Below are 14,021 nucleotides of genomic sequence, written 5' to 3'. Positions count from 1 at the left end.
ACCAGCCCTGCTGGCCAACTCCATGCGCCCGATGGCGCGGGCCGTCCGATGAGGGACATGGCCGCGGGGGCTTACTTGGATTCGGTTCGTCCTACCGGGTCAGGGCCGGTCGTCAGTGCCTCGCACGCGGCCTGCCACGTGGGGGCGCCGGGGTGAAGCTGGGTACGGAGGTAGGCCGCGGTGAGCCGGGCTAGGGCGGCGACCCGCCCGGGGTTCTCGTCGGTGGTCTCGGCGGCGTCGTATCCGGCGATCCCGCCGAGTCCGTGCTCCGCGTCGAACAGGGTGAGCAGGGTCTTGGGTCCGGGGGCGAGGGTGTAGGGATCGGCGTGCCAGTTCGGTCCCATGTCCGTGAAGTGCCGGGAGTCGTCCTTGTCGCCGGCGACGACCAGCGCGGGTGCGGTCATGGTGGAGAAGTCGACGGCGCCGATGATCGGCCACTGCTCGGCCATGGGCCCGTTGAGGGCGTCGCCGCCCCTACCCGGCGCGGCGAGCAGTACGCCGGCCTTGATCCGGGGCTCGACGAGGTGCACCACGTTCCCGGTGTCGGGGTCGGTGAGCCCGGCGCCCAGCAGGAGGGCGGCGGTGAAGCCGCCGAGCGAGTGTCCGACGAGGGCGACCTTGGTGTGGTCGATCCGTCCCGCGAGCTGCGGCACGGTGCTCTCGATCATGTCGAGCCGGTCGAGGATGTGGGTCATGTCCTCAGCGCGGGAGCGCCAGAAGTCGGGTGCGCCGGGTGCGCCGGCGACCAGGTGGCTCAGTGTCCTGGAGGTGAGGTGGGTGGGCTGGACGACGACGAATCCATGGGCAGCCCAGAAGTTGGCGAGCGGCGCGTAGCCGTTGAGCGAGGAGAGGTTGTTCGAGGGGCCGTGACCGTGGGAGAGGAGAATGACTGGGAGGCTGGTTCCGGTCGCGGGTGCGGAGACGCGCACCTGGAGGTCCACGGGCCGTCCGGGCACGGCGAGGACTACGGGGCTGAAGGACAGGACCGGGACGGGCGTGCCCCAGGCGTCGGCGCTGGTGGTGGATGTGCTCACGATGTGGGTTCCCCTTCGGTGGCATCTGCCGCCCGCCGGTCTCCTGCGACCGGCGGGCGGACAAGACGGTCGGGCGCGTGCCGTTTCGGCTAAGCTGAAACGGAACACTGCTCCACTTACTATCCGGAGCGGCGCTCCGTTTTGTCAAGAGGTGTCGAAGGAGAACGTGATGGCCACCGAGGGCCCCGCAGAGCAGTCGCCCGCCCGAAGCAAGCGGTCCGACGCCCAGCGCAACCGGCAGACGGTACTCACCGCCGCCGCCGAGGTCTTCGTCACCTCCGGCGTCGACGCACCGATCCGCCAGATCGCGACCCGGGCGGGCGTCGGGATGGCCACGATCTACCGCCACTTCCCGACCCGGGCGGATCTCGTCACCGCCGTCTACCACCACCAGATCGAGGCATGCGCGGAGGCCGGCCCGAATCTGCTGGCCAGTGCCGGTTCCCCACTCGACGCACTGCACCAGTGGATTGACCTCTTCGTCGACTTCCTCGTCACCAAACATGGTCTCGCCGACGCCCTGCAGTCCGACAACGACCGCTTCGCCGCGCTGCACGCCTACTTCCTCGACCGCCTGCTGCCCGTCTGCGCCCAACTGCTCGACGCCGCGGTCGAGGCCGGCGACATCAGGCCCGGCACGCAGCCGTACGAGCTGATGCGCGGCATCGGCAACCTCTGCATCGGACGCGACAACGACCCCCGCTACGACCCCCGACGCCTGATCGCCCTCCTCCTCCAAGGACTCCAGCGGCATCACACGTCCTGATGTCGACGAGCGGCATCGCGACCTGGCCCCTCTGCGCTTCCACGCGATCCGGGCGGCCGCCTCTCAACAGCCGGGGACGCCAGCAGGCAACAGCGCCCCTGAGCCGGTGCTGTCACTTCTCATGAACATCGAACACGACCCCATCAGAACGCTGCTCAACGTCCCGAACATCCGCTGTCCTAACTCGGTTCTGGCACAGATCTTGGGGACCGGTCGCAGAGGGTGACAGTATCGTTCGATTGAAAAGGTGGTCACGAGCCCGGCTGTCCGACTCAAACACTCACCTCGTAGCCTCCGCGTATGACTGCTGATCCGTTCCAGTGCCGCTGCGTCCTCTGCCATGACTACGGCGACCGAGACGAAGCGGACCGCATGGATCTGACGATCATCGAGAACGTGCAGCGGCACGGATGGCACGTCGTGATGGTTCCTGAGGACGAGATCGGTCCTGGATTCGCCTACACGATCGGCCTGTCACACACTCACGGCGCACCTGAACTCGCCATGTTCGGACTCGATATCCATGACATGCACCGCATGCTCAACAGGCTCGGAGCGAAGTCCGCTGCGGGCGCTGTATTGGCTGACGGCCAGAGCCATGCCGACATTGTCGACGGTCACCAAGTCGCGCTCAGGCAGGTCGATCTGCGCTGATACCGGACCTTCTTCGGGCAGGCCATCGGGTTCTACCGGCGGCCTCCTTTCCCTGTGCTGCAAGTTGCGTGGCCCGACGCGGATGACCGCTTTCACTGGGACGAACAGGCTGAGGTGAGGCATCGGGCATCACAGCCTCAGTTGTGGCTGCCACCGAGTGAGCACCCTGTCGGGATCTGGACGACCGAACTATGACCTCGTGCCGGCCAGCGACAGAGCAACCGTCGCGAGGAACTACTGGAGCAAGATCATTTTGCGGAGCAGTTCAAATCCGGCTCGACCGTAGAGCTGCCGTTTGATCTTCTTGATGCGGTTCACGGCACCCTCGATGCTGCCCGAGTTCCAGTCCAGGGTGAGCCCGGCTGTCACGGCGTCGAAGTCTCGGTGCAGGTGCAGTGCGAAGCCGGTGAGGCCGGGTAGCTGGCTGGCGTCGACTGCGTCGATCCAGGTGGGGGGTGTGGAGCCGACGCGGTCGGTGAGGATCTCGCCGAAGTCGCGGACGTGTCCGGCGGCCTGGTCCAGTTCGGGGCAACGGGCCAGGACCTCCTTCAGGCCGGCCCTGTCTTCCTCGTTCAGGGTCGTGGGGTGCCGGGTGAGCCAGCCGGTCACCTGCCGCACAGTCGGCGGCCGCGGTGCCGCGTCGGCCGGAGTCCTGCGGAGGGTCGCGATGTGGGCGCGGACCATCTGGTAGGTGACGGGCGCGTTGGCGGCAATGAGTTCGCCGTGCAGTCGGGTGACGCTGGTGCATCCCTCGGCGAATCGCCGCTTCAGGTAGGGCTTGTAGGGATCCAGTCTGCTGGGCCGGGGGCGGTTCTCGCGGAAGGTGTCCTGCCAACGTGCGGCGTTCGCGTACCGGAGCACGGTGTTGAGACCCCAGCCCAGGTGCCGGGCGATCGCCCGGCGGGAGTGGCCCTGGGCAAGGAGCTCGTGGACCAGGGCGTGCGCTGCCTTCTTCCGCTCGGCCCGCCGGCCCACGGGCGCCAAGTCGTCCTGCGGCCGACCGGGGTCGGGACGGGTCACGCCTGGCAGCGTGCCGGTGGGCGACGGGTTGCGCAGGCACTCGCGGTGGGCGGCGACGCAGGTCTCAACGGCTCGGCCGAGGCCCTGCCACAGATGGAACCGGTCGGCGACCTGCAGAGCGTCAGGGGCACCGCGGCGGGCGCCCTCGGCGTATGCGCCAGCTCGGTCCCGGCAAATGATCTCCACGCCTGGGCGCTGGATCAGCCAGGCGGCCAGTGGCCCGGCTTCGCGGGTCGGGAGCACATCGACCACGCGATGGTCTTCGGCGCTGGTCAAGACGGTGGAGTAGGTCTGGCCGCGACGGATCGCGAAGTCGTCCACGCCCAGCACACGCGGCGTGCTGAACCGTGGATCGGGCAATGCCATGACCCTCCGTAACAAGGTCATCCGTCCCACGCCAAAGCCCAGCTGGGCAGCCAGCCGAGCGCCGGCCCGCCCGGCCAGCGCGAGCCCCACTCGCTCCAGGGCGTGGTTGAGCCGCGTGGTGAACCATGCGTGCGGGGCGGCCAACCGGGAGAACCGCTCGGCGAACGTCCGGCGCGGGCAGTCCGCCACTCCGCAGATGAAACGCCGGACCGTCAACCGGATCACGAAGCCCTGTGCAGCGAGCGGAAGGTCCTTCAGCCTGCGCTGATAGCGGTCGTGGACTCGGTCCGAGAAGCGGCCACAGTCCGGACATGCCGCCCCCACCGCGCGGCCTCTCGCCATCACCTCGACTGTGCCGAACGCGGCCGTAACCCCCTCGACGTCCACATCATCGATCCCGTCGAACACCAGCGAGTCCCAGAACGGTGCCTCTGTCTGCATGACCAGCACCATCACGGTCAACGATCGACCCCAGCAGCCGCCGACAGACACCTGAGGGAGCGTCAATTCCGATCGTTGGACGACAAGGCGTACGCGGTCTCACGCGAACCCGTCTCCTCACAATCGAACACTGAGGTAACGCTCTGCGACGACTCCCCAAGATCTGTGCCAGAACCCCTAACTCGTGAACAAAGCCAGCCGGGACAACTGCACGACAGGAACAGTCGGCGACTTCTGCGTTTGAGACCTCGCTGTGAGAGGCCCCTCGAGAGTGGGCGGTGCGCGCAACACGCGAGGTCGCGACCGGGGCTGCGCACTGGTAGCGACCATGCTCGTGTCGAGGTCTGCCCGCTGGTCAGCAGCCGCCACAGGGCGCTGGTGCGCGAAAGCGGATCTGGAGGGTGCAGCGACCGTGCCCGACGGCTTGGGATGCCAGCCGCAGCCACAGCGGTGGAGTGAACAGTGAACCTTGAAGATCTTCCCCATGCAGCTTGACTCGACACAGCAGTCTCGGGGGCGGGACGCTGCTTGGTCAGCGCAGCGTCACCGCGCCGGTGCCTGCGTGGTACGCGTGCAGCGTGTCCGCTGTCGCCCGGCGGGACGGAGGGTGGAAGCCGGCTGCCTGCACCGCCGCCAGCAGGTAGGCGATCTCGGGCGACGTGATGAAGGCGATGCCGCCCAGCGCGTCCACCGCCGTCGACACGGCGCGCTTGATGCCATGCCGGATCTGCTCCCGCACGAACAGCACCCGCGCGCTGAGCTCGTCGGACCGGTCGCCCTCGTCGAAGGCGCGGGCGATGGCCTCGAGCGCCGCCATCGACGCCTCGATCTCGCACGCGGCGTCGGCGTAGAGCATCGGGCTGGTCTTCGGGTTCGCCAGCATCCGCTCGAGCAGTCGAGGTGCAGGTCGATCGTGCCGTTCAGCAGCCGGCTGCCGGTGGATCCGGCTCCGAAGCGCTCCAGTGCCTGGCGCGCGCCCTCGATGACCAGCGGGTGGTCGGCCAGGCCAAGGTAGTTGTTCGACCCCAGCATCATGCGGGGGCGGCCGTCCATGGTGATCCGGGGCGAGTTGGCCGTCTGCATGGCACGGAAGTACGGCAACGTGCCTTCCAGCTGCATGGCGCGAAGCATCCTCATGCTCCAGTTGTCCTGGAGGCGCCGTACCATCTGGCTCTTGTGGTTCCTGGGCACGAGAAGGTCTCCCCGTTTCGGTAGAAAAGTCGTGTGTCCGGTACGGACGGAGGTCAGCTCCAGTGCCCTTGCCGACAGGCGCCTCGTTGAACAGCTGCTGCCGCAGCGCCACTCGCCTGACCTTCCAGGTGGCCGTGCGCGGGATGTCGCTCCAGTCCAGGTGGATCGGGCTGTCGAGGCCGGGCAGACCGGCAAGCGCCGCGCGCCACCGCTGCGGGTCGATCTCCTTGCCGGAGTAGGTGGAGTAGACGACGCCGGGCTTGTCCTGCCGGCGGGCCAGCACGATCACCTCGCTCGCTTCGGGCAGCCGGTCCAGCAGCACGTCCTCGATGGCGATGCCGCTCGTGCCCTCGATCCGGTCGATCTCCCGGTCGACCAGCCGAATCATCCCGCTGCGCGACTTGATGCCGAGGTCACCGGTGTTCCACCACAAGCCGCTGACCTTGTTGTCGTGGCGGTCCTGCTCACCGACATAGGCCAGGCAACGGCCGGGCTGGTTGATCTCGACCAGGCCCACCTCGCCCTTGGGAAGCTGCTTTCCGGTGGCTGGGTGGGTGATACGGATCTTGGCGACCGTCGGCAGTGGCCAGCCCATGTACTGGGTGGGCGGCGGGAACTGACCGACTTCGCGCACCACCGACTTGAAGTACGGCCGCAGCGCGAGACCGCCGTTCTCCGTCTGGCTCCAGGACTGCACCCAGACCGGCAGCCGCGCGTCCGAGGCGCCCAGGAACTTGCGGATCGAGCGGGTGTGCACCGCGTCGAAGGAGCTGATGTAGAAGCGGACCTGCTTGAACAGCCTGCGCGGGTCGTCGAGGAGGTGCTGCTGGTGCAGGTACATGTTCGGGAGCATGTCGACGATCGTCGGGCGGTGCTCGGCGATCAGATCCGCGATGCTGTCGTCGGGCACGTCCGCGACCGCGACGTACTTCGGCCCGACCGTGGCGATGGCGAACAGCGCGGTGAGGGTGTGCTGGTGGAAGAACGGGTCGAAGAAGGCGAAGGTGTCGCTGTGCCGGAAACCCATCCCGCCCCAGCGCTCGGTCTGGACGTGCGCGATGGAGTGCAGCGTCTCGGCGCTGTGCAGCGCCAGCTTCGGGATGCCCGTGGTGCCCGAGGTGTGGGTGGCGACCATCGGCTCGTCGAACTTGCGCAGTTCGACGGGCGCGGCGGGGCTGCCGGCCAGACTCTCGAAGGAGATGGCACCGGCGGGCAGCGCATCACCGGCGCCGATGACGATGGTCCTGCGGGTCAGCTTCGCCAGCGCTTCCGCGTCCAGCTCGGCGATCTCCAGACGGCCCGGGTCGGTCACCAGGAACGGCTGCTCCATCCGCTGCAGCAGCGTGGTGGCCACCTCGTTGCCGTGGTTCCAGGCCAGCTGGAAGGGGATGGCGCCGATGCGGGCCGCGGCCGACCCGATGACCTGGACGTCTGGGTGGTTCGCCTTCATCACCGCGACTCGGTCCCACGGCTGCACTCCGGCCGCGTAGAGGCGAGCGGCCACGTCATCGACCAGTGCGGCCCACCGCCGGTAGCTGAAGAGATTGCCTGCGTCGGGCGCGATGTCCGCAGGCCGCGACAGGATGATCTGCTGGTTCGGAAAGCGCTGAGCCGCGAGGTGCCACGCCTCACCGTAACGACCGGTGGCCGGCGTCCGGGAGAACGGAGTAATCCGTTTCATGCCCCTGCTCGGGGTATAGGCCTTGAGGAATTCTGGTATCGCAGTCGTCATGGTTGCCCTTGGATGTCGAGTACGGATACGTATGTGGCCCGGCGTACTCGGCGGAGCCAGTTCTCACCAAAACGGCTCCCCCGCTCACCACACTTGGGTCAGAACCCACCCGGAAAGCCATCGGCACCCAGCTGTACCGAGCGGGCCGCCTTACGCCGACAGCGTGGCTCCGGCATCGTCCGCGTGTGCCGGATGGCTGCACAGGGCGCATCCGTGGTGGGCGATGGTCGGCTGCCGGCAGGCTGCGGTGCGGGACTGCAGGGCCGCGGCGGCCGCGTAGCCGGGAGGCGCAGCGAGTGATGCCAGAAGCCAGCCGGCGGGTACGTCGGCGCTGTGGCCGAACTCGGGTCCCAGTCCGATGTCCGTGGTCTGAAGGTGGCCTGCGCCGAGGCCCGTTCCGTGTCCCTTGAGGTGGGCCTCTTTGCGGACCCAGCATTCAAGCAGCGCGCGGGAGCGGTGTGCCGGTGGCAGTCGGTGGATGGCTTCCTGCTCGTTGGGGTGCAGTCGGCGCAGCAGTGCCGCCTCGACGCGGTCGGCGGCTTCGAGGTCGATGCCCACGGGGGTCCGGGCGAGGGCGATCATGACGGTGGTGCGGGTGCGGGACAGGGAGAAGTGCAGGTTCCTCTGGCGCAGCGTGGGTCTGCCGTGGGGCTTGTGGCAGGAGGGGCAGGGGGCGCGCGAGATGGTGACGGCTCGCGGTGCGGTGCCGAGGCAGCTGGCGAGGATGAGTCTGAGGGCCAGGTGCGCAAGGACGTAGGTGTCGCGTCGGTCGGTGCTGAGGAACCTGTTCGCGCGGTGGCGTTCTGAGGCGTCGAGCAGGGCTTTGAGACGTTGAGCGCGACTGGCGGTGTCCGGGTCGGCGTGCAGGGTCCAGACGTCGATGTGGCCGGGGGCCGGGCGGTATCCGGTCGGTGGGAGGGCGAGTTGGGGCAGGAGGTGGTGCTGTGTCCAGGCTGTCATCCGATTTCCTCTCGTCCTCGCGGGACGGTGTGGTCGACCGGTTGGAGGGAGGCGGCGGCAGCGGTGGCGCCGTCCTGTCAGGCGAGGCGGCGGTAGGTGCCGCGGTGGCGTAGCAGCGGCTCGCCGTGTCCGTGGCTGGTGGTGGTGACGGCGCCGATGAGGATGGTGTGGTCTCCGCCGGGGTGGGTGGCGTGGACGCGGCAGGTCAGGGAGGCGACGGCTTCGTCGAGGATCGGCACGGTGTCCTGGTAGTGGTGCGGGACGCCGGCGAACCGCTCCAGCAGGGGCTTTTCGGCGAAGACCTGCGAGGTGTGGTCCATGGTCGCGGCGAGGATGTTCACCGCGAATGTGCCGTGCTCGCGGATGAGGGCGAGGGTGCCGGAGCGGTTGGCCAGGCAGGCCAGGACGAGCAGCGGGTCGAGCGACAGTGAGGTGACGGCGCTGGTCGTCATGCCGATCGGCCCGCTCGGGGACATGGTGGTCAGCACCGTGACCCCGCCGGCCAGTTCACCCATGACGCGGCGGAACCGCTGCTGTCGCTCCTGGTCGTCGGTGTCGGGGGCGGCGGGTGCTGTGCGGGGCACGGTGCTGTGCGGCATCTAGGTCAGCCTCCCGGTCAGGTAGTCCTCGCGCAGGCGGCCGCGCTGGCGCTTGCCGCTGGTGGTGCGGGGTATGCCGCCGCGGCGCAGCACGATCACGTCGTGCAGGTTGAAGCCGAACGACTGGCGGACCAGGGTCGCGGCTTCGCGCTTGATGCGCGGGTGGTCATCGGCCCGGAGCCGGGTTTCGACGACGGCGACGACGTGTTCGCCGGTGTCGTCGGTGTAGGAGAAGACGGCGCTGTTGCCGGCGTCGATGCCGGGGTGGGTTTCGATGGCTTCCTCGACGTCGTAGGGCGGCAGGTTGCGGCCGTTGACGATGAGGAGTTCTTTGACGCGGCCGACGATGTAGAGGTCGCCTTCGCGGGTGAAGCCGAGGTCGCCGGTGGCGTGGGTGCGGTCGGCCACCGGTGCCGGTGTGCCGCCGGGCTGGAGGTAGCCGGCCATGACGGAGTCGCCCTGGAGGTGGATCTCGCCGATCTCGTTGTCGCCGCAGGCGGTGGCGTCGGGGGTGCGGATGTGGACGGTGAGGCCGCCGAGCGGCAGGCCGCAGGCGATGACGGTGAGCGAGGGCCGGTTGGCGGTGGCGTCGGTGACCTTGTTGTGGTGGTGCAGGTCTTCGCGGTCCAGGCGCAGGGCTTTCATCCTCCCCCAGGACAGGTCGCCTTGGGGGCGGTGCTGGAGGGACATGGTGGCGGCGAGGACGGTCTCGGCCATGCCGTAGCAGGGGATGATCACGTCTTCGCCGAGGTTCTGCTTGGCGAAGGTGTCGCGGAAGTCGGTCAGGACCTGCAGCGGGATCGGCTCGGCGCCGACGTAGGCCTGCCGGAGCGTGGACAGGTCGAGGTCGGTGTCGGGGGTGCGGCGGAAGCGGTCGGTGGCGGTGCGGTAGCCGAACGGTGGGGCGGTGGTGATGGTCGCGCCGCGCTGGGAGATGTGCCGCAGCCAGGACAGCGGGTCGCGCAGGAAGCTGATGGACGGCATGAGGTCCAGCGGCACCCCGCGGGTCAGGGTGGACAAGGACAGGATGAAGCCCATGTCGTGATGGAGCGGCAGCCAGTGGCACACCCGGTCCCGTGCCGCGTCCAGTTCGAGTGCCTGGTGGATGGCGCGGATGTTGGCGTTGACCTGCGCGTAGGTCAGCACCGCCGCTTTGGGGGCGCTGGTGGAGCCGGAGGTGAGCTGGATGTGGTGCGCATCGTCCGGGCCCGGGACGGGCAGCTGGTCGTCGGGGACGGGCGGATGCTCCAGGTCCGCCACGGTCAGGTGGAGCGGCCCCTTCTCGATGGCGAGGGCGGTAGCGGTGTCCGAATCGGCGGTGATGACGGCCGCGGGTTCGGTGACGGTGACGACGGCACGGAACTGGCGGGTGCCGGTCGCGGTGTCGTCGGCCGGGTTGGGCGGGACGACGATCGTGCACGGGACCAGGCCGGCGAGCAGGCAGCCCCACAAGGCGGTCAGGTGATCGGGGCCGGTGCCGAGCGGCAGCAGGACGCGGTCGCCGCGGGTCAGGCCGCGGGCCAGGAGCGCCCCCGCGGCTCCCCTGGCCTGTTCGGCGAGCCGGCGGTAGGTGAGGGATGCGGTGATGCCGCGGGAGTCGAGGAAGGTGACGTCCGCGTCGTGGTCACCGAGACGGTGGTAGTCCAGCAGGTCTTCGCCGAGGGTGGTTGCGGCCATGGGGTCCCTCACTTGTCGGCGCGGGCGGCCTTGGCCGCCACCCGCTCGCGGACGAAGTCGGCGAGGTCGCCGACATGGGTGAAGGCGAACGCCTTCTGCTCGGGGATGAAGACGCGGAAGGTGTTCTCGATACGGCTCATCGCGGCGACCAGGGTGATGGAGTCCAGCGGCAGGCTGAGCAGCGGTGTGCCGCGCTCCAGGCCGTCGAGGTCGACGTTGGCGAGGTCGGCCGGGTCGAGAATGTCGGCGAGTGCTTCGCGCAGTGCCGTCAGCAGTTCGTCGTCGGTCGGGGCGGCAGCGGGGGTGGCGGTCACGGCGTGCTCTCTCCTGTGGGTGCGGTGATGGTGTCGCTGCGCGGGTCGAGGCCGAGGGCGGCTTTGCCGATCATGTCGCGCAAGGCGTCGAGGTTGGCGCCCATGACGGCGCCGGCGCGGGCGTCGCGGTAGTGCCGCTCGAGCGGGTTGGCGCGCAGGAAGCCGTGCCCACCGGTGACCTGCATGGCGGTGTCGGCGACGGCGATGGCGGCCTTGTTGCAGATGTACTTGGTCATGTTCAGCGCCGGGAGCGCTTCGAGCGGATCGTTCTCGGCCGTCCACGCGCCGTGCAGCAGCGACAGGCGGGCGGTGTGGACGGTGGTGGCCATGTCGGCGACATGCAGCCGCACTCCCTGGAACGCGGCCAGGGGCTGGCCGGTGGGGGCGAGCTTGCGGCGCATGACGTGGTCGTTCGCGAAGCTCTGGGCGGCGCGGGCGATGCCGAGGGAGGCGGAGGCCAGGCCGAGGATGAGGGCGGGCAGGGCATGGGTGAGGCGGGTCATGCCGCCGCCGGGGCCGCCGACGCAGTTCGCGGCGGGGATGCGGCAGTCCAGCAGCAGGGTGTTGGCGCTGTTGGCGCGCATGCCCATCGCATCCCACGTCTGCTTGACGGACAGGCCCTGATGTCCGGCGGGGACGACGGCCATGGTCTGGCTGCGGCGGAACTCGGCCTCGCCGCTGTGGGCGTTGATGAGGTAGTAGTCGGCGTGCCCGGCGCCGGTGCAGAACGCCTTGGTGCCGGCCAATTGCACCTCATCGCCGTCCGGGGTGGCCCGCAGTTGCGGGTTGAGGATGTTGCCGCCGGTGCCCGGCTCGGAGAATCCCCAGCTCAGCAGCTTGCCCTCGGAGGTGACCTCCTTCAGGACGCGTTCGGCGACCGGGTTGGTCGCGGCGTCTGCGGCGAGAAGGCGTGCGGCACCGGAGTGCATGGCGAAGATCAGCGCGGTGGATCCGCAGGCCTCGGCAAGCTCGGCGACCGCAAGCCCCCACGAGGTCAGGTCGGCACCGGCGCCGCCGTACTGGGCAGGCACCAGCAGGCCGAGAAGCTCGGCGTCGTGGAGATCGGCGAAGTTCTGCGCCGGGAAGCCGGCATCGCGGTCGTGTTCCGCGGCGCGGGGTGCCAGGCAGCGGCGGGCGAGGGCCCGGGCCTGGTCGACGATGTCCTGCTGGTCACTGCTCAAGGCGAGATCAACCATGAAAGCTCCTAGAAAGACGCCGCTGACACGGTGGGCCGCAGCGCGGCCACACGGGTGGCCAGCTGCTCGGGGGTGTAGAAGCGGGCGTCGACGATGACGTCGTCGCCGGCCGGTAGGGCGGTGGGTGTGGTGGCGTAGACGGCGTTGCCGTACACCACCAGCGGCACCTGGGCGGGCCGGTCGGCGACGGGGATGGGTTCACGGTGCCCGTGCCCGAGCTGCCAGCGATGGGTGGCCACCATGGTGGTGGGCTGATCGCAAGCGCTTATGCAGTGGGGCGGGGCCAGTTGGTGGTGGCGGGCCGTGGGGCACGAGCGGGCCCAGGCGAGCGGGGTGACATCGGCAAGGCGCCGCACCACCAGGCCCTGCCGCTGAGGCACGGTGGCTGCCGCCTCGGCCTCCAACGCCGTGATGCCGAAGGCTTCGAGCTCATGGAGGTAGGCCTCTTCGAACACGGCCGGCTCGAGCGGGCGGCGCGGTGTCTCGGCCGCATCGTGCGGCCGGCCGGGCAGCAGCGCGAGCCCTGCCACCAGCTCGCAGCCCGCGGCGGGGGTGAGGGCGGCGGCGGTGCCGAGGTCGTTGACGGTCACGGTCAGCGGCCCCTGGCCGACCAAGCTCAGCGCCGTGTCGACGAGTTGGGTGCCGGTGCGCTGCCAGGCGGCCGGCAGGACGATCCCGGCACGCAGTCCCGCCTCGTGGATGCGGTCCACGGCCCGGCGCAGCGTGCCCTCGTCGGGCAGCTTGGCCGCGCAGCCTTCCTGCCCGATGCTCACCGCGTCGACGGGCAGGCCAAGGACTTCACTGAGTCGGTCGGGGGTGGTCAGGCGGACTTCCAGAGTCATGCGTCTTTCTCCCTTCCGGCCTAGACGTGGGCGCGGCGGCGGCCGGTGTCGCGGAAGCGGCAGCGCTGCTGCTCGCACATCCGCGGCACCCAGCCCATCTGCCACATCAGCTCGACGCGGTCGATGTCGGCGATGGTCTGCTTGGTGCTCCATCCCTTGGCGACCCCGTTCAGCGCCCGCCGGTACATCTGGGTGATCTTGGCGTTCTGGCGGACGATCGGGCTTTCCCGGCCGGGGATCTGCAGCGCCGCCACCCCGAGCGCCACCAGGGACGGCACGTCGCACAGGGCGCAGTCCGACGCCCCGTCGAGGAAGCCGCCCAGATCCACGGTCGTGTCTGCGGGGCCGGGGGTGCCCTGGTAGCCGGCGCGGCAGCCGAGGCCGGAGCCTTGCTGGTCGGGCAGTCGGCAGGCGTGGCAGTTCGCGCCGGACCCGGTCTGGACGGGGACTTCGACCTCCAGGCCGTCCACGGCGCAGAAGGCGGCGATCTCGTCCAGGGTCGTGGCGTGCGGGACGACGACCCTGCGCACCCCGTACGCCTCTTGCAGACGCTGGGCGTAGGCGACGGTGCTCACGCCGAGATGGGTGCCCGCGACGAGCGGAACCCCGGGGTGGGCGTCGGCGATCCACCGGGCGGCGGGCAGGGCGCCGACGACCACGGTGTCGGCGCCCGCGTCGATGCCCTGGGCGACATGCGCCCAGAACGCGTCCTTGTCGCCCGCGGTGACGGCGGGGGCGTCCGCGCACAGGTGGACTTTCATGCCGGCCTCGTGGGCCTGCGTGATGATCTCCTTGAGCAGGCGCCGGTTGGACACCTGGGTCGGGTCCCCGTCCCGCTTGCCCGGCAGCGCGTCGAAACTGCCATCCGTCTCGGCGGGCGGCCGGTGCGCGAGGTAGATCTCGGTGGCGCCTGCGGTGATCTGCAGTTCCAGCATCTGCAGGTTCCGCACCGGCGCGTCCAGCCCCACCGATGCCGCCGCGGCAGGCTCGGGTACTGCCACGAACGCCGCTTCCCGCTGCGTGTGCGGCGGGGCCATCTCCCACTGGTCGGTTACGTCACTCACTGTTCATCCGCCCCCGTTGCGCTGCGTGTTGTCGTGCTGTGGACCGGGCCGTGCCGGTGCTGCCGGTCTCCTAGGCCGTGTCTGACAAATCCCGCCTGGCGCGCGACGCCCGGCACGCCCTCCCCCGTAGCCCTTCGGGCACGGGAGGTGCCCCCACGCTGCGTT

11 protein-coding genes and 1 pseudogene are annotated in these 14,021 nt (G+C 69.7%); 2 read left to right on the top strand and 10 right to left on the bottom strand.

The features are described from left to right. Positions 1-71: 71 nt before the first annotated feature. Entirely contained in the window at positions 72-1,034 is a 963-nt protein-coding gene (locus ACZ6ZQ_RS33800; protein WP_469772338.1) for an alpha/beta hydrolase family protein, read from the bottom strand. Positions 1,035-1,203: 169 nt separating this feature from the next. Between ACZ6ZQ_RS33800 and ACZ6ZQ_RS33795 the strand changes: the two genes are divergently transcribed. Continuing rightward, complete coding sequence (locus ACZ6ZQ_RS33795) at positions 1,204-1,800, top strand: TetR/AcrR family transcriptional regulator (RefSeq protein ID WP_469772337.1); 597 nt, start codon at positions 1,204-1,206, stop codon at positions 1,798-1,800. 300 nt (positions 1,801-2,100) lie between these two features. Beyond that, a pseudogene (locus ACZ6ZQ_RS33790) lies at positions 2,101-2,649 on the top strand (DUF4262 domain-containing protein). Between the two features lie 39 nt (positions 2,650-2,688). Here the strand turns inward: ACZ6ZQ_RS33790 and ACZ6ZQ_RS33785 are convergent. The 9 genes from ACZ6ZQ_RS33785 to ACZ6ZQ_RS33745 form a co-directional block, all read right to left on the bottom strand. Continuing rightward, positions 2,689-4,281, bottom strand: a complete 1,593-nt coding sequence (locus tag ACZ6ZQ_RS33785) for an ISL3 family transposase (RefSeq protein ID WP_469772336.1) — start codon at positions 4,279-4,281, stop codon at positions 2,689-2,691. 532 nt (positions 4,282-4,813) lie between these two features. Next, entirely contained in the window at positions 4,814-7,153 is a 2,340-nt protein-coding gene (locus tag ACZ6ZQ_RS33780) for an AMP-binding protein (RefSeq protein WP_469772335.1), read from the bottom strand. Between the two features lie 201 nt (positions 7,154-7,354). Beyond that, positions 7,355-8,164 (bottom strand): 4'-phosphopantetheinyl transferase family protein, encoded by an 810-nt coding sequence (locus tag ACZ6ZQ_RS33775; RefSeq protein WP_469772334.1) that lies wholly within the window; start codon positions 8,162-8,164, stop codon positions 7,355-7,357. A gap of 77 nt (positions 8,165-8,241) precedes the next feature. Then, positions 8,242-8,763, bottom strand: coding sequence for a flavin reductase family protein (locus tag ACZ6ZQ_RS33770; protein ID WP_469772333.1), 522 nt, complete (start codon positions 8,761-8,763; stop codon positions 8,242-8,244). After that, positions 8,764-10,440, bottom strand: coding sequence for an AMP-binding protein (locus ACZ6ZQ_RS33765; protein WP_469772332.1), 1,677 nt, complete (start codon positions 10,438-10,440; stop codon positions 8,764-8,766). 8 nt (positions 10,441-10,448) lie between these two features. After that, on the bottom strand, positions 10,449-10,754 hold the full coding sequence (locus ACZ6ZQ_RS33760) for an acyl carrier protein (RefSeq protein ID WP_469772331.1): 306 nt from the start codon (positions 10,752-10,754) through the stop codon (positions 10,449-10,451). After that, positions 10,751-11,950, bottom strand: a complete 1,200-nt coding sequence (locus tag ACZ6ZQ_RS33755; protein ID WP_469772330.1) for an acyl-CoA dehydrogenase family protein — start codon at positions 11,948-11,950, stop codon at positions 10,751-10,753. Before ACZ6ZQ_RS33755 ends, ACZ6ZQ_RS33760 begins: the two co-directional genes overlap by 4 nt. Positions 11,951-11,958: 8 nt before the next feature. Continuing rightward, positions 11,959-12,792: a hypothetical protein gene (locus tag ACZ6ZQ_RS33750; protein WP_469772329.1), complete on the bottom strand. Its 834-nt coding sequence runs from the start codon at positions 12,790-12,792 to the stop codon at positions 11,959-11,961. A 20-nt stretch (positions 12,793-12,812) separates the two neighbouring features. Beyond that, complete coding sequence (locus tag ACZ6ZQ_RS33745) at positions 12,813-13,856, bottom strand: peptidase U32 family protein (RefSeq protein ID WP_469772328.1); 1,044 nt, start codon at positions 13,854-13,856, stop codon at positions 12,813-12,815. Between the last annotated feature and the right edge of the window lie 165 nt (positions 13,857-14,021).

Source organism: Streptomyces sp. NPDC053673 (assembly GCF_055585225.1).
The sequence above is the reverse complement of the archived record's forward strand: the minus strand, read 5'-3'. Positions and strand labels throughout refer to the sequence as shown.